The sequence below is a fragment of the Spirosoma aureum genome, from assembly GCF_011604685.1.
GTDB classification, from domain to species: domain Bacteria; phylum Bacteroidota; class Bacteroidia; order Cytophagales; family Spirosomataceae; genus Spirosoma; species Spirosoma aureum.
This window is the reverse complement of sequence record NZ_CP050063.1, coordinates 5,541,036-5,560,210: the sequence shown is the minus strand read 5'-3', so window position 1 is coordinate 5,560,210 and position 19,175 is coordinate 5,541,036. Positions and strand designations below refer to the sequence as shown.

Annotated in this window: 20 protein-coding genes and 1 pseudogene; 8 read left to right on the top strand and 13 right to left on the bottom strand. The window is 45.7% G+C overall.

What is annotated here, in order from left to right:
• Positions 1-75: 75 nt before the first annotated feature.
• Together G8759_RS22140 and G8759_RS22135 are read right to left on the bottom strand one after the other, a co-directional pair.
• Complete coding sequence (locus G8759_RS22140; protein WP_167212567.1) at positions 76-1,122, bottom strand: response regulator; 1,047 nt, start codon at positions 1,120-1,122, stop codon at positions 76-78.
• Complete coding sequence (locus G8759_RS22135) at positions 1,100-2,704, bottom strand: sensor histidine kinase (RefSeq protein ID WP_167212564.1); 1,605 nt, start codon at positions 2,702-2,704, stop codon at positions 1,100-1,102. The genes G8759_RS22140 and G8759_RS22135 overlap by 23 nt, the downstream gene beginning before the upstream one ends.
• 282 nt (positions 2,705-2,986) lie before the next feature.
• Here G8759_RS22135 and G8759_RS22130 point away from each other — a divergent pair, with 282 nt between their 5' ends.
• Positions 2,987-3,292 (top strand): thioredoxin domain-containing protein, encoded by a 306-nt coding sequence (locus G8759_RS22130; RefSeq protein WP_167212561.1) that lies wholly within the window; start codon positions 2,987-2,989, stop codon positions 3,290-3,292.
• Positions 3,293-3,298: 6 nt separating this feature from the next.
• Here the strand turns inward: G8759_RS22130 and G8759_RS22125 are convergent, their stop codons facing one another.
• Together G8759_RS22125 and G8759_RS36465 are read right to left on the bottom strand one after the other, a co-directional pair.
• Positions 3,299-5,797, bottom strand: coding sequence for a cation-translocating P-type ATPase (locus tag G8759_RS22125; RefSeq protein ID WP_167212558.1), 2,499 nt, complete (start codon positions 5,795-5,797; stop codon positions 3,299-3,301).
• 271 nt (positions 5,798-6,068) lie between these two features.
• Positions 6,069-6,191, bottom strand: a pseudogene (locus tag G8759_RS36465) (Hsp20 family protein); the annotation flags it as partial.
• A 584-nt stretch (positions 6,192-6,775) separates the two neighbouring features.
• Between G8759_RS36465 and G8759_RS22115 the strand changes: the two are divergent.
• The 3 genes from G8759_RS22115 to G8759_RS22105 all read left to right on the top strand — a co-directional run bounded on the left by G8759_RS22115 (position 6,776) and on the right by G8759_RS22105 (position 8,702).
• Positions 6,776-7,345, top strand: coding sequence for a hypothetical protein (locus tag G8759_RS22115; protein ID WP_167212555.1), 570 nt, complete (start codon positions 6,776-6,778; stop codon positions 7,343-7,345).
• A gap of 95 nt (positions 7,346-7,440) precedes the next feature.
• On the top strand, positions 7,441-8,082 hold the full coding sequence (locus G8759_RS22110) for a DUF998 domain-containing protein (protein WP_167212552.1): 642 nt from the start codon (positions 7,441-7,443) through the stop codon (positions 8,080-8,082).
• Entirely contained in the window at positions 8,079-8,702 is a 624-nt protein-coding gene (locus tag G8759_RS22105) for a hypothetical protein (RefSeq protein ID WP_167212549.1), read from the top strand. Before G8759_RS22110 ends, G8759_RS22105 begins: the two co-directional genes overlap by 4 nt.
• A gap of 58 nt (positions 8,703-8,760) precedes the next feature.
• Here the strand turns inward: G8759_RS22105 and G8759_RS22100 are convergent, their stop codons facing one another.
• Entirely contained in the window at positions 8,761-9,627 is an 867-nt protein-coding gene (locus G8759_RS22100; protein ID WP_167212546.1) for a hypothetical protein, read from the bottom strand.
• Positions 9,628-9,795: 168 nt separating this feature from the next.
• Between G8759_RS22100 and mgtA the strand changes: the two genes are divergently transcribed.
• Together mgtA and G8759_RS22090 are read left to right on the top strand one after the other, a co-directional pair.
• Positions 9,796-12,375 (top strand): magnesium-translocating P-type ATPase, encoded by a 2,580-nt coding sequence (gene mgtA, locus G8759_RS22095; protein ID WP_167212543.1) that lies wholly within the window; start codon positions 9,796-9,798, stop codon positions 12,373-12,375.
• Positions 12,350-13,087, top strand: coding sequence for a hypothetical protein (locus G8759_RS22090; RefSeq protein WP_232073902.1), 738 nt, complete (start codon positions 12,350-12,352; stop codon positions 13,085-13,087). Before mgtA ends, G8759_RS22090 begins: the two co-directional genes overlap by 26 nt.
• A 67-nt stretch (positions 13,088-13,154) precedes the next feature.
• Here the strand turns inward: G8759_RS22090 and G8759_RS22085 are convergent, their stop codons facing one another.
• The 3 genes from G8759_RS22085 to G8759_RS22075 form a co-directional block, all read right to left on the bottom strand.
• Positions 13,155-13,526, bottom strand: a complete 372-nt coding sequence (locus G8759_RS22085; protein ID WP_167212540.1) for a GerW family sporulation protein — start codon at positions 13,524-13,526, stop codon at positions 13,155-13,157.
• Positions 13,527-13,546: 20 nt separating this feature from the next.
• Entirely contained in the window at positions 13,547-13,786 is a 240-nt protein-coding gene (locus G8759_RS22080; protein WP_167212537.1) for a hypothetical protein, read from the bottom strand.
• 376 nt (positions 13,787-14,162) lie between these two features.
• On the bottom strand, positions 14,163-14,918 hold the full coding sequence (locus G8759_RS22075) for an SDR family NAD(P)-dependent oxidoreductase (RefSeq protein WP_167212534.1): 756 nt from the start codon (positions 14,916-14,918) through the stop codon (positions 14,163-14,165).
• Positions 14,919-15,224: 306 nt separating this feature from the next.
• Here G8759_RS22075 and G8759_RS22070 point away from each other — a divergent pair, with 306 nt between their 5' ends.
• Entirely contained in the window at positions 15,225-15,869 is a 645-nt protein-coding gene (locus G8759_RS22070) for a hypothetical protein (RefSeq protein WP_167212531.1), read from the top strand.
• A 230-nt stretch (positions 15,870-16,099) separates the two neighbouring features.
• Here the strand turns inward: G8759_RS22070 and G8759_RS36460 are convergent, their stop codons facing one another.
• The 5 genes from G8759_RS36460 to G8759_RS22045 are packed head-to-tail and all read right to left on the bottom strand — an operon-like array spanning position 16,100 to position 18,541.
• Positions 16,100-16,447 carry a cation transporting ATPase C-terminal domain-containing protein gene (locus G8759_RS36460; RefSeq protein WP_167212528.1) on the bottom strand — a complete coding sequence of 116 codons (348 nt, stop codon included), beginning with the start codon at positions 16,445-16,447 and terminating at the stop codon, positions 16,100-16,102.
• Entirely contained in the window at positions 16,410-16,655 is a 246-nt protein-coding gene (locus G8759_RS36455) for a hypothetical protein (protein ID WP_167212525.1), read from the bottom strand. Before G8759_RS36455 ends, G8759_RS36460 begins: the two co-directional genes overlap by 38 nt.
• Positions 16,585-17,175: an HAD-IC family P-type ATPase gene (locus G8759_RS22055; protein WP_232074318.1), complete on the bottom strand. Its 591-nt coding sequence runs from the start codon at positions 17,173-17,175 to the stop codon at positions 16,585-16,587. The genes G8759_RS36455 and G8759_RS22055 overlap by 71 nt, the downstream gene beginning before the upstream one ends.
• Positions 17,176-17,216: 41 nt before the next feature.
• Positions 17,217-17,399, bottom strand: a complete 183-nt coding sequence (locus G8759_RS22050; RefSeq protein WP_167212522.1) for a cation-transporting P-type ATPase — start codon at positions 17,397-17,399, stop codon at positions 17,217-17,219.
• A gap of 23 nt (positions 17,400-17,422) precedes the next feature.
• Positions 17,423-18,541, bottom strand: coding sequence for a L,D-transpeptidase family protein (locus G8759_RS22045; protein WP_167212519.1), 1,119 nt, complete (start codon positions 18,539-18,541; stop codon positions 17,423-17,425).
• A gap of 181 nt (positions 18,542-18,722) precedes the next feature.
• On the opposite strand from G8759_RS22045, the gene G8759_RS22040 reads away from it, so the two are divergent.
• Positions 18,723-18,968 carry a hypothetical protein gene (locus tag G8759_RS22040; protein ID WP_167212516.1) on the top strand — a complete coding sequence of 82 codons (246 nt, stop codon included), beginning with the start codon at positions 18,723-18,725 and terminating at the stop codon, positions 18,966-18,968.
• Positions 18,969-19,175: the final 207 nt, after the last annotated feature.

Genomic DNA, 19,175 nt, shown 5'->3' with positions numbered 1-19,175 from the left:
CTAGTCAGTCAAACAGCTGATTATCGACATTCCATTTTTTACGACGAAGACGCTGACTAACTATGTTTCGGCTGGTTACCAGTTCGCCCGTCGCAACTTTTCCGGCTGTATCATCCGAATACCCCCCGACGGGGTTATCTCGATCAGGCCATCCTGTTTAAAATCGCTTAGCGTACGAATTAAGGACTCGGTGGCCGTGCCGGTCATGGCTGCCAGATCATCGCGCGAATGCTGGATCAGGGCATCGGGCTGTTGCTCATGAAGTCGAATCAGCGTATTGGCTACCCGACGCCGGAGTGAATTATAAGCCATGCTCAGCAGTTGGACTTCGCGTTCGCCGACCCGACCCGCCAGCAGCTTGATAAATTGCTGGCTCACATCAGCATTGATGGATACTAATTGTAAAAAATCGTCCTTAGGAATATAGATCAATTCCGAATCCTCCAGCGTGATGGCAGAGTCCGTATAGTCCCCTTTTTCGAACAGAGCAAAATAGCCAAAAAACTCCCCGGCATTATACAGCCCCGTTATCAGTTCCTTTCCATCTGTTGTATTGCGTGTAGTTTTAACCTTGCCGGTTTTGAGAAAATAGAGACGGGTTGGCTCGTCTCCTTCCGAATAAACATATTGCTTCTTCCGGACCTGATGGATCTTGCGGTCGGCCGATAAGCTGTCTAAACCACCGACTGCCCGTGCGTTATCAAGAAACTGGCTGAGTCCTTCCTGTTTCAAATCGTAGGAAGGGTGTACGTTCGAGAATCGATTTAGCCGTCCTTCAATGGCACTGAGCAACTCGCTTTCCTCAAACGGCTTGGTCAAATAATCATCGGCACCCAGATCCATCCCCTTTCGAAAATCGCCACGTTCAGTTTTGGCCGTCAGGAAAATAAAGGGAACCTCCGATAAGGATGGGTTTTTGTTGAAGATCTGCAAGACCCCATAGCCATCCAGTCCCGGCATCATAATGTCGCAGATGACCAGATCGGGCTTTGTTTCCAGCGCCAATTTAACGCCAGTCTTTCCGTTTTCAGCCGTTCGGACGGTGTAGCTGGCCAGTTCCAGAATTTCAGCGGTTGTTTCGCGAATTTCGTCGTTATCTTCAATCAGCAGAATGGTTTTCATAGGGTAGGGAGAGGGTTATCGTGGTGCCCTTGTTTAATTCGCTTTGCAGGTCAATAGTGCCCTGCATTAGTTCAACGTATTTAGCGACAATATGAAGGCCCAGGCCTGTTCCTGGTATGTTAGCCGCATTTTTAGCCCGAAAAAATTGGCCAAACAGATGTTGTTGATCATCGGGTGAAATACCAATACCCTGGTCACTCATTACTAACTTAATCTGCCGATCATCGCAATGCGCCTGAACGCGAATGAGGGATCCTTCCCTCGAATATTTGATGGCATTTGAGAGTAGATTGACCACGATTTTTCGAAGCAGGGAAGAGTCTAGCCAGATCGGTTGTGAGCAATCTATGTTGAGTTCAATCCGTTGATTGGTTTTCAACAGGCTTTGCATATCGTTCACCACTTCATCAACAAACTGGGGTAGATAAACAAGTGCCGGATGTGCCATAATCTTTCCTTCTTCAAGCTTACCTACGGACAAAAACTCTTCAAGAATTTCATTAAGGTGCCTAACTGAGGAGCGGATGCGCTGAAGGTGTTTCTGTCGTTTCTCCTGCTGATCGCTGGCAGGGTATTTTTCGATCAACGTTGTCGAATTCAGAATTGTGGTCAGTGGCGTTCGAAACTCATGCGATGCCATTGAAACGAAGCGGGACTTTAACTCGCCCAATTCACGCTCGGTTTTCAGAGACAGAGCCAACTCCTCTTTGGAGGCTTCCAATTGGGCTAGTGTATCCATCAAGGCGTGTGTACGATCTACTACTTTTTGTTCCAGTTCCGTATTGAGCCGTTCCACATGTGCTTTTTGGTCCAGTAACTGTCGCTCTGCTTCTTTTTTAAGGGTAATGTCGATGATGTAAGCAACGGCATATAAGGTATTATCAAGACGAAAATAACTCAAGCTGATTTCGACCGGAAACAGGGTACCATCTTTACGTTGGGCGTACAAATCCCGATTATGACCCATTGGTCTCGCTTGCGGATGATCTGTAAAAGATTGGCGTAATTTTTCGTGATACTGACTGACGCTTCTGGGAACGAGTTGTTCGATAGACAGCCCTTTTAACTCCCCCGTTTCATAGCCAAATAATCGATCGGCTAGTTGATTCGCCGATACAATGTGGCCTTGCTGGTCAGCTACGATAATGCCAATGGTAGCACTAGTAAAAACGGATTCGTAGCGACGAACACTATGGTCCAATTCCTGTTCGACACGATGTAGACGATCTAAATTGGTGATGCGAATCAGAGCCAGCTTGCCATCAGCAAAAGACTCCAGCATTAGTCGACCCCAGAATGTCTCTCCATTATACCGGGCTATTTCGGTCTCTTCTTCATAAAAGCCAGCCTGGATCAACTGACTAATAACCTCATCCCGCTCTTCCGATTTTAGTGGATACCGCCTGAAGGAGAATTGCGGTTGATCAATCAACACTTGCTCAGACGGGTAGCCCAGCATCTTAACCCCAACCTGATTAATACGAACGTAGCACTCCTGCTGGAAATCATATACCCCCAGAAAATCCACTCCCTGTTCAAACAGTACGTTCATCAAGGTATTGGCATACGGTTCTCTATGCATAAAAAATGCACCAGGGCGCTTTAGAAGTATAAATCAATTTCATTTGCCAAATAACGTGAATTGAATTTTGGATATCAGCACAAACAAAAAACCGACTTATTTTCTGATAATCAACATTTTGTTTAGTAATGGGTGCGCCTGAATAAATCAGACTTCTTTATTGACTAGATGAAAATTAGCTGCTGTGATGACGGCAGTCATATACCGACGAAAAAACTACCTCCATCTTTATTGTCATACGTATAAAATTCATCCGAACAGGGTGGGTAGACGATTACGGTTATGGAGACAAATCACCCAAAACAGTTGAAATATAACAAGCGGTTACCTGTGTTATTGGTTTTTATGCCCAAAGACGCTCATCGACATCTGCTCATAAATGACGTAGTAGAACAGCTTCTGGAAAAGCTTACCGGAAAAGTTCAATTGCTGAAGATTGAGGAAGTCGTTCATCCAGGTGTGGTTCTTAGTTTTAATGTAACTCAATTACCTACGTTCGTTCTGGTCAATAAAGGCAAGGAACTTTGGCGGTACGAAGGGCTGCCAACCGAGAGTTTACTAAGTTTGGTGGAACTTCATATTTCGTAAGGCTGTTTAAACAGTTTTTCGCTTCCACCATTTGTAGCCTTCCACCCAAAATGTACCAATAAAGCCAGCCAGGATACACTGACCCAGTTGAACCCCACTCAAGGATGAAAACTGCATAAATGAGCGGATTGCGGGAACGAATAAAGAGGCTGCCAGGATGAATACAGTTATACCCAGAACGTTCCAGAGAACCGGGTTGGGCTTTCGCAGGGTTTGAAAAAACGACACCCGGTTGGATCGACTTACCAGGGTTAACCCGATATTGCTCATGATCAGACTCGAAAACGTCATGGTTCGTACTGTCTCTAACGATTGCCCCTTATGCATTCCCAGATAATAAACAACCAACGTAATGAGGGCAATTACCAATCCCTGAATAATACTCATACCCAATTCTTTTGCTGTAAAAAAAGTGGCGTTTAGCGGACGAGGGCGTTGATGCATCAATCCCTGCTCGGTGGGTTCCTGCTCGAAAGCGATAGAGCAGGTCGGGCCCATAATCAACTCCAGCAGAATGACATGAATGGGGCTCAACAGGTTGGCGTACTGCCAGTTGATCAGTAACGGTAACGTTACGATCAAAATGATCGGTATGTGTATGGAAACGATATAAGCTACTGCAATTTTAAGATTCTGGTAAATGCGACGCCCGAGCGCAATGGCCTCAACCATGCTGGCCAGATCATCGGTTGACAGGATAAGTGATGCTGCCTGTTTAGCCAGTTCAGTGCCACGTCGGCCCATAGCTACGCCAATATGTGCGGCTTTTAACGCAGGCCCATCATTGACGCCATCGCCCGTCATGGCTACGACCTGTCCGTTTGCTTTGAGAGCCTGAATGACTCGTAGTTTGGCTTCGGGCAGCATACGGGCAAATACCCGGATTGGGCTAACTTGCTTCCATAGCATTTCGTCAGATAAAGTCATGACCTGCTCGCCGGTCAGTACCTGATTATCATCCGTTAAGCCAACCTGCCGGGCAATGGAGAGGGCGGTTTCAGGGGAATCACCCGTGATTAGTTTGACAGCAATACCCGCCTGTTTAAACTGGTCAATAACCCAACTGGCATTCGGTTTGGGTGGGTTCTCAAAGGCAAGCAATCCCTTAAATGACCAGGTAAAATCATCCTGCTCGGTTGGATATGGAGTAGCTCCCCATTGGCTGCCTGCTACGCCCAAAACCCGATAGCCTTCGGTAGCTAACTGACTCGCTTGCTGAAGAATAACCTCTGCTTCGGGTTTGGTTAATTGGCAAACCCGAACGATTCGCTCAACAGCTCCTTTGCCTGCAATCTGTATGATGCCCGTTTTTGAATCATATATGTGGGTCATCATTGGGGGTGTTCCCGATAGCGGATACTCGTGTACCATTGGTCGCTGGTAGGGATCATCAGGCGAACAATGCTGTCGATAAGCCGCCAGAATCGCTTTTTCCATCGAATCAAACGGTTCGGCTTCACTTGCCCAGCGGGCGTAGGCTAGTACGTCCCAGGCAGGCGCCGAAATAGCGGCCGGCAGCGTCACCACACGTTGCTCAGAACCGATGTAGAGCCGGCTAAGTACCATGCCCTCCTGCGTAATTGTCCCCGTTTTGTCGATGCAGATGACCGAGGCCGACCCTAAGCTTTCGACAGTTTGGGGTTGCTTGGTCAGCACACCCAATTTCGCCATCCGGGCTGCCCCTAACGCCATAAAGCTGCTGAATGCTACCGGTATTTCTTCAGGCAGGATTGTCATGGCCATGGTCAGTCCAAACAGAAGAGACGTAACCCAGTCACCAGAGCGAGCGAAATTGACAAACCAAACCAGCAAAAAAGCACCCAATCCGATCAACGCCATTCGATTCACAAACTGGTGAATTTGTTGTTGAAGGGGTGTTTTTTCGGAATTAATGGTTTGGAGGGAATGACCCAGTTTCCCTATTTCGGTGTTAACGCCAACCGCATTGATACGTATAAAAATACGCCCCGAAGTTAGCACCGTTCCCCCGAAACAGGGCATACCAGCCTCTGTTTTAGCAACGGGAACCGATTCGCCCGTCAGCATGGATTCATCGACCGAACAATCGTTTGCCTGAAGCAGCACGCCGTCAGCGGGTATGGTTTGGCCTTCCGTCAATAACACAATGTCGCCCACAACCAACTGCTCGGTAGGCACTTGGATCAGTTGGGTATTTCGGATCACCTGAACAGTGGGCTGGGTTAACTGCCGAAGTGCCTGCAAAGCCTGATCACTACGAAGAGATTCATACACCGAAAGCCCCGCCACCAACAACATGGCTATGCCTAACACAATCCCTTCGTGCCACTGCCCCAGAAAACCATAGATGGTGCATGCTCCGGCCAGCAAGCCAAACATAGGTTCTGTAATAATGTCTATAAAAAGACGCCAGTTGGTTGACTGACCAGGCAGGATATTGGTGCCGTAGCGCTCCCGTGATTCATCGACCTCAGGGATTGTCAGCCCAACCAGGCTGGCAGAGGGTATAAGCACGGATGAATTCATCGTTTGGCTAAGATTTGATGTCAACAAAACTGCATTGTCCTGATTACAAGCACGCTGATCTTAGTCACTGGCTGTTATGATCATCCTCAGTATGGGGCTGGCAACTGTCGAACAGCCAACGATTAAACGAAGACTAACGTACAAGGCCAGTAATTACCGGGTAACTACTGGCCTTGTACGTTAGTCTGTATTGCCGCAGCCAAAAATGAGATCCTATACAGACCTATTACCGAAGCTCCTTTGCCTTCCAGAGAAAGGCGTCAATCGCCTATTAGGCAATCGGAATTAGTTTCGGTTCGGATTTAGGTGTACTCATCTTTTTCTTTAGTTCAATTTTTAATACCCCATCACTATAAGTACCCTGAACACTGTCAGCTTCGACTCCATCGGGTAAAACGAAAGCCCGGCTGAAGGATCGGCTGTTATATTCTTTTCGACGATACGTATCTTTTTTTCCTCGGACTCCGACTTAGTCTCGGCGAGACCGTTAACATACCATCGTCGATAGCTAGTTTAAAATCGTCCTTATTCAATCCTGGCGCGATGACTTCCAACTGAAAACTGTCAGCTTCCTCCCGGACGTTCACCGCTGGTAAACCATTGTCCTGGAATAATGTAGGGTACCGAAAAAGTCGTTGTCGAAGAGTTGGGGAAATGCCGGCAACAGCGAATGACGCAAGTCTGGTTTCATGACCTAATACGTTTGAATTTATGATAGAATGAATGGCAATCTGTTAATCCGATCGATTAGCCAATTCCATGGCAAAGATGTCGCACCAAAACTGGAGAACATATTGACCAAAATCAGCTCTATAAATAAGTTGCATCAGCAGCTTAATTTGCTAAGTGATAAATACTTAGGCTTTCACAAAACAGTAAATTCACTTGACCATTATCAATTGCTTGCCTGACCCGCGTTAGTGCTTTCATTCCTGCATTCGGCCAAATTTGTGGTGAAACATTACGATTCACAGCATCATGAAAACAATCCTTACTGCCTTAGTACTGTTGCCTATGCTGGTCATGGGTCAACAGAATCAGGAGCCAGCCCAAGTAGTGAAATCGGTCTGGCGTGCGGCCTTTTTAGCCCCCGGTTTTATGAATGAATTTCGCCTTGGAAACCGTACTACTCTCATTTCGGAGGCACGCATTACGAGCTATTCCAAAGCTAAGGAAGTAGAAACCGATCCGAATCAAACAAAGTATTATACATCTACTACGTTCAATCCAGATGTGTCCGTAGGTGCCCGGTATTTTTACAATTTTGACCGGCGGTTGCAAAAAGGAAAAACTATCCGGTATAATTCTGGCAATTATCTCAGTGTTCGCGCCCGTTATCGGCTTCCTGCCGTTGCCAAAAGTGAATCGGAACAGGTTCCGATTGGTGACGGCAGCGGATTTGGTGTAGAGGCACTATGGGGATTCCAACGGACGTATCGCCGGAATTTCTACTTAAACCTGGCTCTGGGCAGCCGGATTTTCAACGGAAATGCTGAAGGGGCAGGTGACTTTACATTGGGCTACACCTTTCCTTCCGCCAGGCCGTAGCGGCTACAGGACGCCTAAACAAAATGGTCTCTTAATCCAAGTAATGTGGAGGGCTCAGGCTGACGTATATTAATAACCGTTAGATATAGATTTCAATGGAATTAACACCTAGAGTAAACGTACAACGTAAACAGGTTTTATTGGCATCTGGTATGTTAGCTGTATTTTTTTATGTCCTGCATATCCTCCTTGGTGGCATCTTGTGGAAGGGCTATGATCATTTTCAGCAACCAATTAGCGATTTAACAGCAACTGGTGCGCCCAATAAGTCATTGATGCTGGCCTTTACAACTTTGTATGGTGTGTTAGCGCTATTCTTCGCGTTAACATTTACTCTTTTTGAAGCAAATAAGCATCATAAATTTGTGCTTTGGGGAGGCATTATGTTTGTTACGTTGCACTGTATTTCAATAGCGTATGGCATATTCCCTGAAGATTTGCCGAACGCAGCTAGTACGTTTTTAGGTACAATGCATCTGGTCATTACTGCCCTGATCGTGCCTTTTACCATTGCTTCCCCTTTGTTAATAGGTCTGGGCTTTCGCAAAGAGCGCAGTTGGCAAAACGTTGGCTTCGCGTCTATTCTAGCCAGCTGTCTGATTCTTTTATTTGGTGGATTAACGGCAGTGTTTTATCTCAAACAATGGCCTTATTTTGGAATTGTAGAGCGAATGAACATGGCTATTTTGCAGGCATGGACTTTCTATTTATCGTATAAACTATACAGAAACCAATGAAAAAGGGCAGCTTCGTCTTTTTCGGATTGGCCTGCCTGCTGGTTCCGTATGGTATTCATGCCCAGCAAATAAAGCAGGAACACAGTGAGATTAAGCGTGATTGGGTACATACTGATGCGACTTGGTATGGAGCCCTGGTTCACCAGCATCAGAACTTTTTTAAGCAGCCGTTTTCGTTTCAGGGTATTGAAGCCGGGATTATCTTAAATCATAAATTTCTGATTTCGGCTTATGGCGCTACATTTGTTTCGACCCTGGATGTTGAACGAATTAATAATCCATTGTTTCTCTACGTAGGTCAATATGGCCTGTTAATCGGGGTTGAACAGAATCATCTAAAACCAGTTCATATTGGCTGGCTATTAAATGCAGGATACTTTTCGCTTGTAGGTAATAAGGCTGATTTTCAGATTTTTCGGATTAAATATCCGACAGCGAGACTTGGAGGTTTAGTTGTGTCACCACAGGTTTACGGTGTGTTGACTATTACTAAATGGATGAAATTTAGACTAGGGGTTGGCTATAGTTTTTACAAGTTCAATGAACAACCGGTAGTATCACAAGCTGATTTGCAGAATGTAGCCTTTACATTTGGTTTCATTTTAGGAAAATTCAACTGAAGTAAAATGCTGGTGAGATAATGATATTTTGATTACCTATAGTAGCATAGCGCTTCGTCTATTTAGTTAATCGTAATTTCAGCAGATAGTGAACGCTCAAAAATAGACTGATGAAAACAATCAGGCTATAGATAGCAGCCATACTATAATCGGTTGGTTTCGTATGGGTAGACAGGAGAATTTCGCCGATGGCTACAGGCAGAATCAGCGTTAGGATCTTTATCAGAAAGATACCCACCAGGACGTTGCCAAACGGAATACGACGTAGCAATTGTACGGCCGTGATTGCCAGACCCGGCATAACAATACAGAGATCAAGAATAAATACAGCGTACGTATCAGGTCGTATGTGTTTGCTGATCAAGGGCGTTAACGAATTTACCCATAAAAAAACGAATATGAAAACAATAACCAGTAGAAAAAGGCTTATGCTGTTACGGAGCAGAACGGGTAACTGCAAATACCTCACAACTTCGGGCTCAAAACTGGTAAGCCCAAAAATCAGTGAATAAATCGACAGGCCGAAAATAACCAGATAAACCAAGTAGATGGCGGTGAAATTACCCGAAATAACAAAAAGCCCATAGGCATACAGGAAATTACCAACCAGACCGAGCAGGACGAGAAAGGTCTTATAGCCTGCGTATAGAAAATGGCTAACCGACACGATTAAAAGGGTTACAGCAAACGGGATTGACAATTGATCCTGTAATCGGATAGCCGCCAGCAATGATTTCGAGAGTACGCCGGCTGCTATGGCATCGATATAAAGGTGTTTGTCCAGTACTCCCCGCAGGGAAGCATAGAGTACTAAAAGTGATACAACCAGTGCCAGGATTGCTGTCAGGCGGCTTCGCGGCCGATTAAGCATCAGCGTCTGTGGTCTGTCGTCCGTTAACTTTCGTTCGATTATTGATTCCATCATTCAACCCTTATTAAAGTTTCCGTTTGATGTACTAATTTGCTGATCATCATTGTTTTGTAGTTATGAGGATAGTCAGCTAAAGAGACGATAGTAATCAGTTTACTGCGTTGTTCACCGGCTTAGATTTGGGCATTACGTACTTGATTACGATTTGCGTCATCATTCCCAATGGATAATCTACCATTCTCTTCGCCAACACCAGAACAACTTTATCATTCGCTCCATTCGTCGCCAAATGGACTAACCGCCAGGGAAGCGGCTAAATGTATTCGGACACAACGGCAACAATTGCATACGGAAAGTAGCTTCCGTCGTGAGTTTAAGTTGCTGGTCCGTCAGTTTACCAATCCGCTGGTACTGCTTCTGGTGGTGGCGGTTATTTTGTCGGCGATGCTGGGCGAAACGTCCGACATGCTCATCATTCTGGCGATTCTGTTGGTAACCGGTTTTCTAGGATTCTGGCAAGAACTGAATGCAGGACGAGCCATCGAAAAATTGCGGTCGATGATTGCTATGAAACATACAATTCTACGCGATGGGAACGAAAAGCAGGTACGTACGGAGGAGATTGTACCGGGTGACGTAGTGATTTTCGATGCGGGCGATATTATTCCTGCTGATTGTCGGATTCTGGAAAGCAATGAACTGCACGTCGATGAAAGTTCATTAACCGGCGAGACCTATCCAGTTGAAAAAATGGCCGGAACAGTTCCTGATAAGTTGCCTTTGAATCAGAAAACCAACTGCCTGTGGCAGGGTACCAATGTAATTAGCGGCACTGCCCGGGCGATCGCTGTGCAAACCGGAAGCCAAACCCTGTTTGGTCAAATGGCCCACAGTCTGACGCAAACACAGGAAACGGCTTTCGAAAAAGGCATCAAACACTTTGGCTACTTTCTGCTGCGAATAACCATTACGCTGTCGTTAGTTATTCTGGCAGCCAATCTGTATTTTAAAAAGCCTTTTTTCGATTCCGTACTGTTTTCACTGGCCCTCGCGATCGGGATGGCTCCCGAACTGTTGCCCGCTATTATGACCTTCGCTATGTCGGCGGGAGCCAAACGCATGTTGGACAAAAAAGTAATCGTAAAAAAACTGTCCTCCATTTTCAATTTTGGGGAAGTAACCATATTGTGTACCGACAAAACCGGTACCATTACGGAAGGCACTGCAACCGTGAATGATATGGTGAACTGGGAGGGCAAAACCGATGAACGGGCCAGGCTATACGCTTACTTAAATGCGTCCCTCCAGAAAGGCTTTACCAATCCCATCGACAAGGCAATTGCCTCATTAAAACTATCGGTGGATGACTACCGTAAATTGGACGAAATTCCCTACGATTTCATTCGGAAGCGACTCAGCATTGCGGTACAAAAAGGCGAACAGCGATTTTTCGTTACCAAAGGCGCATTAAGTAACATACTGGACGTGTGTAGTCAGGTTGAATCACAGCCCGGTCAGTCGAAGCCCATCAACGATTCCGTCCGAAGGTCGATAGAAGCCCGATTTGCTGCATATTGTCAGGCTGGATACCGGGTGCTGGGCTTGGCTTACAAGGTAGTAACTACCGATAAAATCAGCCGGGCCGATGAGACGCAAATGACTTTCTTAGGCTATATTCTCCTGGAAGACCCGCTGAAAGAAAGTGCATTGGCCTCTCTGAACCAACTCCGAAAATTGCAGGTAGCCGTAAAAATCATTACAGGCGACAACCGGTTTGCGGCCATGCATACAGCCCAAGCCATTGCCAACACAACACCCGTTATACTGACCGGCGATGTACTGGATCAGTTAACCACGGAAGCCTTAACGGTCAAGGTGCTCCAAACGGATGTGTTTGCTGAAATCGAACCGCGTCAGAAAGAACGTATCATCAAAGCTCTTCAATTGTCCGGGGCAACCGTCGCGTATATAGGCGATGGCATCAATGATGTGGCCGCTATTCATGCCGCCGATGTGGGCATCTCGACCAGCAATGCGGTCGACGTTGCGCAGGAAGCCGCCGATTTTGTACTGCTGGAAAAAGACCTGTCGGTGCTGGCCGATGGGATTCTAGAGGGCCGCAAATCATTCGCCAACTCAATGAAGTATATTTTCATCACAACGGGGGCTACATTCGGCAATATGTTTAGTGTGGCTGGTGCTTCCCTACTGCTGTCGTTTCTGCCAATGCTACCCAAGCAAATTTTGTTGACCAATCTGATCACAGACCTGCCCTTTCTGACCATTGCCTCCGATGAAGTTGACGATGATCAGTTAACCAGACCGCTGAAATGGGATATGAATCAGATTCGTAATTTCATGATTGTGTTTGGTTTACACAGCTCTCTGTTTGATTTCATTACATTTTATACTCTCTTTCAGTATTTTCATCTGTCGGGTTCCCCCTTTCAAACGGGCTGGTTTATTGAGTCATCGATTACCGAACTGCTCATTCTGTTTATTATCCGTACCCGACACTCATGTATCAAAAGCAGACCGGGAAAATGGCTGGTGATAACGGGTTTGCTCGCCTTATTGATTACAATTTATCTGCCGGTTTCTCCTCTGGCACCTATGTTAGGATTTACAGTTGCTCATGTCCAACAAGTAGTAGCACTAATTCTGATTCTGATCACTTACGTGGTAACGGCTGATTGGCTGAAGGTTCTATTTTTTCGATTCAATAAAGAACCGCAACCCGAATCGGGGGGGCTGCCCGTGGATGTAAGGGCAAATCATGACGCCCTTGTTGCTATGCCATAAAAAGGCTTTTGCTATCACAATAGATAGGCACCAAATAGGAAAGGAAATAGGATTTCAACGTAGCCTAAAAAAGAAAATGGATCATTCAATTTATAGAATCGGGTTTTGGTCAGGGATTGCTGCATTTAGCTCAACAGTTGCCTTTGGTTTCGTTCAGGTGTTACAGGTGCTCAAATTAATCCATTATCCATGGGATGAAATACTAATCTATGGATTTTCCCTTTGTATCGTTATTCCCTTTTTAATGGAGATGCTTGCCTTGCATTACGCAGCACCTGATATGAAAAAATTCTGGAGTCATGCGGCTCTTATCTTTACCTGTATTTATGCCGTATTTGTTACAGCCAATTATGTAGTTCAACTGGCAACAGTAATACCCATGTCGCTTGATGGGGCTGCTAACGAAATTCAGGTACTCCGTCAAACTCCACACTCGCTGTTTTGGGATTTTGATGCAATCGGGTATATATGTATGGGCTTAGCAACGCTTTTCGCTATGCCTGTATTTGAAAAGCAAGGATTCCAACGCTGGGTTAAACGTGTTTTTTTCGTTCATGGACTAGTTACGCCTTTAATTACAATTGTTTATTTCTACCCGAAGTTTTCAAATGGAATGCTTCTTCTCGCTTTGCCATGGGGTATTACGGCGCCAACATCTATGTTAATACTGGCCTTATGGTTCAGACAGAATTTTCGAATAAAAAATGGATGAATTGATGAAAATAACGTTCATCAATTCATCCTACGTTCACTCCTGTATGGTTCTAACTAACTGCTCCTTATAAAGGGACGGCTTCTGGCTGAGCTTTCTTCGTCAAAAATTTCTCAAGAATGTCGGGCACCTTTTCAAAGGCTTCACTGAATCCTTTGGATTGTTTGGTAGAGATAAACTGAATCTGGTCTTCCTTGCTGACCAGAAAACCGATTGGTTCAAGCCCAAAACCAGCTCCAGCTCCACTTCCCGTACCATGACCCTGTTTTTTATCGTCTCCTTCACCAGCTCCACCACCAAAACCCATACCCAATCGAATAACAGGAACGCAAGAATAGTTACCTAACTGGAAGGCTTGACCCACTACGGTGTCAGTTTTTGATTCGGAACGTAAAAAATCCGTGACTTTGGTAAATACATCATTGACCGTTGTTTCCATGAGAAAATAAAATTAAATGATTATGAAACTAGTAAGGCGAATACGATTCGATACAGCCGGTTTTCGATAACGAGTTTTACGGATGTATCACCCTGGAAGTTAATCTGCCACCGATGTCCCGGTCTGCACAACAAGCTGAATACCGGAAATAGGTATGCATTCATCAGATAATCATCTGTATCCAGTTTAATATCCGAGGTGCGGATCCGAAAGGTTTGTAAAATACCCCTGGCCTTACGGATAAAAACTCGCAAGGGCATGTGCCATTTTCGGGGTTTGACTGGCAATTTCTTTTTCGGTTTATTTCGCCTAGGTTTAGCTGCTTGTCTCCAGGGGTCCAATACATACGTCCAGCCAAGAACCCAAATACGAATACAGCCGCCCGCAACCAGCTGAACTGACGCTAAACCTCGCCACTGCACAGAGTAACATCGCTGAACACTATCAATTACGAGCACCAATGGGGCAACCAGTAGCCATCCGATTACGCCTAATAACAGTCCAGCGATACATATGCTCCATAATTGCCCTGTCATGATGCGATGTGATGATGCGGTAAGGATTTTAGTCAGCTAAGTAAACGAGCCTGATTTCTGTCAAATCAAGATTTAAACAGCCAGCAGGAAAATTTGCCAGTTATCGGGCCAGATACCCACCATCGATAGGATAGTAGGAACCCGTTACGAACGAGGCTTTATCCGATGAGAGAAAGACAACCAGTTCAGCTACTTCTTCCGACCGACCTAGCCGACCGATGGGATGAAGGTCGACCAGCATTTCTTTAACGTCGTTCGGCAATACGCCCAGTAAAGGGGTATCGATGTAAGCTGGGCCAACGGCATTGATGCGGATGCCTTTAGCCGCGTATTCAAGGGCGGTCGCCTGGGTCAGACCCACAACGCCATGTTTGGCGGCTACATAGCCGGGCGACTGAGCCGTACCAACCTGCCCCAGGATCGAGGCCATATTAACAATTGAACCCGTGCTATTCTGTTTCAGCATCACTTCCAGTTCATACTTCATGCAATAGAAAACGCTGTTGAGATTGACATTGATGATCTTCTGCCAGCCCTCCACCGAATAATCGGCGGTTAAATTCAGCTCACCCCCAATACCCGCATTGTTAAAAGCAATATCCAGGTGACCAAAGGCAGAAACCGTTGCCTGAATAAGGTGTTGGCACTGTGTCGGGTCTCCTACATCGGCCTTATAAAAGTGAGCAGCCCCCCCAGCAGCATTGATTTGGTCAACCACTTCCTGACCCTGCGTTTCATTCACGTCCGAAAGCATCACATGCGCGCCATGCTGACCATAGAGAAGGGCAGTCGCTTTGCCAATCCCCGAAGCTGCCCCAGTTACAAGGGCTGTTTTTCCTAATAAGTCCTTATCCATAACAATCCTTTTTAATAGTTGCCACCAATGGCTGGCTACTGATTTCCAAGCCATCCGTTGACGGTACAAATCAAGCCTTTATCCCCCTTTCTTTTTATGACTTAATTCAGGCAGTAACTTAATTATAATCAATGTATTGACTAAGGTGGGTCATTAGCGAACAGATAGCCAATGCCTAGCTTGCGGCCGCATCTTGAATTCACTTACAGATTTGAATCGATTTCGGGGCGCAAACGTATTGATCGTTCTCTCTAAACCCTGGCTGGTATGTTAGTCCATAAAAGGAAAATATATTGCTTGCTTGTAATGCTCTTGTTACAAACCGCAGGGTGGGGGCAGGGAATCTGGGGCGGAGCTGGATTTTTTTATGGTGGCCAGAGTATATGGCCAGGATTTGCCAATGCGATTCAGCAGGCCAGTAAAACAACGGGGTTAGTAAACGACGATCGGTATTGTATCCTGGGTGTGGAGATGTATGTCCGAAGAAATCGGTGGATCGTGGGTGCCGGAGCATCGGCACTCGTCAATAAACGGGTTCAGGATATGTTATCTCAATCGACCATTGAATCGTCGGCGTCGAATGCTCATATCTGGATCGGATGGGTTGCCTGGCAGACAAAGCGATTAAAGCTCTACCCTAGCCTGGGTCCAGGCCTTAGCTCATTTACTAGCAATTCGACTACATCGACTGGGGTGTTAACAACGAACGTGCTCGATGGATTCTCTACCGATGTCGGTTTAACGTTTGACTGGTTTGTATTTAAAACGACCGACCCAACATTACAGGCCGGGCCGATGCTTAGCCTTCGGGCTGGGTATCGACTAACAACCGCGTCAAATGAATGGCACGGTGATCAGCATGGAGCCACCATAGTAACGCCCATTCGCTACGGCCCACATGGATTCTTTATCACGTTGGGCGTTGGAGGAGGTGGATTTCGGTATAAATAAACTGATACCAGCTCATGTCAGAACAGAATTTTTTACGAATGGAATATTAAATCTGCATAAGTCGTATCGGGTATAGGGGCGCAAGCCTCTATGCCCTTTGAATACTAGTCCAGCCCCAATTTGCATTCCCATGTCATAATTAACTTCTTTTTCGTTCGAAGACTATTGCAGTTGAAATACTTCAATTCGTTTGTAGGTAGCTATTGGAGAACACCTATTTGCCTACTTTTTCATATGACTCCTACTGGTAGTAAGCCTACTGCAGGAATCAGAAATAAAGCCGGTCTATCGAGGGGCTGAATGGTTAATACATGACGAATGACTGGTACGTAGTAGGTAATCAGCAGTATGCTCACGCAAATCAGTATAGCTATCCAGACGTAACGGTTGCGGGTGATTTCGTTGTTCAGCAACGACGCCTGTTTGCCGGAATACAGGTTAAACGCGTGGATTAATTGGGCGAACGATAGACTATAGAAAGTCGCCGTACGGCTCTGAGCCTCACTGTAGCTCCATTCCCAGTGAACAAAAGCATATACCTCAAATACCGCACCCGTTAAAACAATAGCAGAAAACACCACCTGACCACAGCCGACCCCTCAGCGGAACCTTACTGGCTACCAGATAACCTTTATCCATATGATGCAATGTAGCCATGATACGGGTGTCGGACCTGAAAGACTGTTCGGCTAATCGAGGATTTAAGGTACGGATCCTACTGGGTACATGGCCTGATCTGAATGCAAATTTCAGTAGCGCCCAATTCGCGTGACTGTTGCGTATCAATTGTCACATCGGCATTATTGCAGAGAACACCCAACTGCACCAATTGGCTGAAGCCATCCGTTTCGGATAAGGTTGGCTCACCCCGCAGGAACGTAAGTTCGTGAGTTAATAAATTGATCCATACCTCAGCATAAACACCCTGCTCAGGACTTGGCAAGTGTAGGCTGAAGACCTCAATTCTATTTTCGGTTAGCGTACCGGTTTTATCAGTAAAGATGACATTGCTGTCGCCCAGTGTCTCGACGGCAGATAATCGTTTAATCAGCACCTTATGGCGAGCCAACCGTAACCTACCATACGCGAGCGCCCTCGTTACCACCACCGACAAACCTTCGGGAATGGCAGCATTGGCCAGCGCAACCGAAGGTTCTAACAACGGCCCAGTGGCTTCGCCCCGAATTAGCCCAACGGTAACAAACAAGGCAGTAGTAAGACCAAGAGTATTGCCAATAAGTACTTTCGATAAAGTATCAAGTTTAGTTTCCAAGGGCGTTGCCGTTCGTTCGGCCTGCCCAACCAGCCTGGCGATGTTTCCTGATTCAGCTTGGCTGCCAACCGCTGTTATGAACCCCAGACAATGAGGCTTTTAAGCTGTCGCACGAATACGGTTAACCAGTGTTCAGTTTGAATCGTCTCTACCGCATTAGGTCCCTTTTCGCTCAAACGTCGTTTGGCTTCAGCCGTTGACAATCCCTGAGCATCACTGAGTGCTGAATGCAATGGTAAGCTGGATGGATTTGTCATTCGACTTTGCTTTTAAGGCAGGCTTATAAAGTTAAACGCCACAAGCCATACACGTCCTTAAATACCTGAACCGCCCCGGCCTCATCAAGATCCAGTAGATTGTAAATTATTATAAGGGGTACTGCGTTGGGCAGATTGATCGTTTGAGGAATGGCGTTCCTGGCGCAGCTTGTCAGAAAATTCCTGCTCAACCGGTTATAGCCCAATAATAGATTAGCTAGTTCGATGGGTTTCTCGACCCGGATACAGCCGTGGCTTAAAAACCGGTTTTCGCGAGAAAAAGTCTTCCGAACGTTTGTATCATGCACATACACATCATAAGGACTGATTACATTGAACTTCAAAACGCCCAATGCATTGTCGCAACCCGTAGATTGTCGTAGCCGATACGGAAACGATTTGGCAGGAATGGCCCAATCGATGGCTTTTGGATCGATTACCTTCCCATTTGTATTGAGGATCTGTACATTCAGGGCATCAAGAGTCGTCACTGGATTTTTTCGAATTTTTGGCAACAGTTCGTTCACCGCTATGGAGCGGGGTATATTCCAGTACGGGTAAATCACGAAGCTAGGAATAAGAGCCGTAAAACGCGGGGTCGGCGTACTGGTTTTCCCGACGACAACCCGGCTCCAGAGCAGACTATTATCTCTCCGGTCGATAACTCGTAATGTTGCCGAAGGAATGTTGATGATAATCCTTTTGTCAGAATCAAATCGATTCAACCAGCGGTATGTATTGAGCGTTTCCTGTATCTGCTCAATTGTTAGTGAGTCGGCCATATAATCGTCAATCAAGCAGCGCATACAATACTCTTTTAACTGACGGTAGTATCGATCGTGCGATTCCAGCGAATCCAGAAGCGGGCACCAGTCCATACCAGCCATAAACTGGCTGGTTAGCTGATTGATATGGACGGTATCAATATGTTCTACTACGCCCTGATAACTTATCCAGTAGGGTGTTCGTCCATAGATGATCTGGGTGAAATAACGTTTTAGACAAATCGCATCGGGATTTGCACAAAGACTGTCTACCCCAATGGCGGTAGCATAGTTACAAAGTCGTGACCAATCGTCAGGCTTTTGACCATTCACAAAAGAGGGTAATAGGAGCAGGCTGATAAGCAGATACCGTAACATGACAACGCATTATATTTTGATTATGCAAAACTGGAGATTAGAACTGTTTTCTATTCTGATGATAATCAGTCTGATTGCTGAATCCTATCAAGCTCAATGCTATTATCCATCATGGACTGACGGCTTTTCTGATAGCTAACTTTGTATGGTTAATCAATATTCATTTCTAATTTTTAAGGTCATGACCTTTGAGCCTACCTCCCAGCTATTGGCGTTCGTACTGCCAATGTCATTTCGAAAGGGTGATCTGACATTCAGTCGTGTCAGCAATGGCGAAGAGAATATTAAAATTCAGGTTACGCCCACAGCGAAACCGCGCCATATTGTATCAACGGCACAACTTGCCCGAGGAATCTGGAGAGTCTGTTTACAATGGTCAGATGGGCGATTGCAATACCTCGACGAGAAAGTAATTAGCGTGGGTTGATTCGTTCAGGCCGTTCATTTGCCATGAAAAATTGACGATGTTTTTTCGCCTTCCTGCTAGTCAGGCAGGAATACTACGCTACCGACGAGCATGAATGATTTTATAACTTTTCTATTTTAAAATTTTAGGCATTTTTTTGTTGTCAAATCTTATCATCAATCGTACTAGCTGTAAAATCCAGTAGGAGTGATGAATTAATGTGAAAAC

Coding starts and splice junctions, on each gene's coding strand:
- G8759_RS22135 (WP_167212564.1), bottom strand. CDS start 2,704: ATGCATAGAGAACCGTATGCCAATACCTTGATGAACGTACTGTTTGAA.
- G8759_RS22075 (WP_167212534.1), bottom strand. CDS start 14,918: ATGGATAAGGACTTATTAGGAAAAACAGCCCTTGTAACTGGGGCAGCT.
- mgtA (WP_167212543.1), top strand. CDS start 9,796: ATGGATAATCTACCATTCTCTTCGCCAACACCAGAACAACTTTATCAT.
- G8759_RS22115 (WP_167212555.1), top strand. CDS start 6,776: ATGAAAACAATCCTTACTGCCTTAGTACTGTTGCCTATGCTGGTCATG.
- G8759_RS22130 (WP_167212561.1), top strand. CDS start 2,987: ATGGAGACAAATCACCCAAAACAGTTGAAATATAACAAGCGGTTACCT.
- G8759_RS22105 (WP_167212549.1), top strand. CDS start 8,079: ATGAAAAAGGGCAGCTTCGTCTTTTTCGGATTGGCCTGCCTGCTGGTT.
- G8759_RS22125 (WP_167212558.1), bottom strand. CDS start 5,797: ATGAATTCATCCGTGCTTATACCCTCTGCCAGCCTGGTTGGGCTGACA.
- G8759_RS22100 (WP_167212546.1), bottom strand. CDS start 9,627: ATGATGGAATCAATAATCGAACGAAAGTTAACGGACGACAGACCACAG.
- G8759_RS22045 (WP_167212519.1), bottom strand. CDS start 18,541: ATGTTACGGTATCTGCTTATCAGCCTGCTCCTATTACCCTCTTTTGTG.
- G8759_RS22080 (WP_167212537.1), bottom strand. CDS start 13,786: ATGCCCTTGCGAGTTTTTATCCGTAAGGCCAGGGGTATTTTACAAACC.
- G8759_RS22050 (WP_167212522.1), bottom strand. CDS start 17,399: ATGACAAATCCATCCAGCTTACCATTGCATTCAGCACTCAGTGATGCT.
- G8759_RS22085 (WP_167212540.1), bottom strand. CDS start 13,526: ATGGAAACAACGGTCAATGATGTATTTACCAAAGTCACGGATTTTTTA.
- G8759_RS22110 (WP_167212552.1), top strand. CDS start 7,441: ATGGAATTAACACCTAGAGTAAACGTACAACGTAAACAGGTTTTATTG.
- G8759_RS22070 (WP_167212531.1), top strand. CDS start 15,225: ATGCTCTTGTTACAAACCGCAGGGTGGGGGCAGGGAATCTGGGGCGGA.
- G8759_RS22040 (WP_167212516.1), top strand. CDS start 18,723: ATGACCTTTGAGCCTACCTCCCAGCTATTGGCGTTCGTACTGCCAATG.
- G8759_RS22140 (WP_167212567.1), bottom strand. CDS start 1,122: ATGAAAACCATTCTGCTGATTGAAGATAACGACGAAATTCGCGAAACA.
- G8759_RS22090 (WP_232073902.1), top strand. CDS start 12,350: ATGACGCCCTTGTTGCTATGCCATAAAAAGGCTTTTGCTATCACAATA.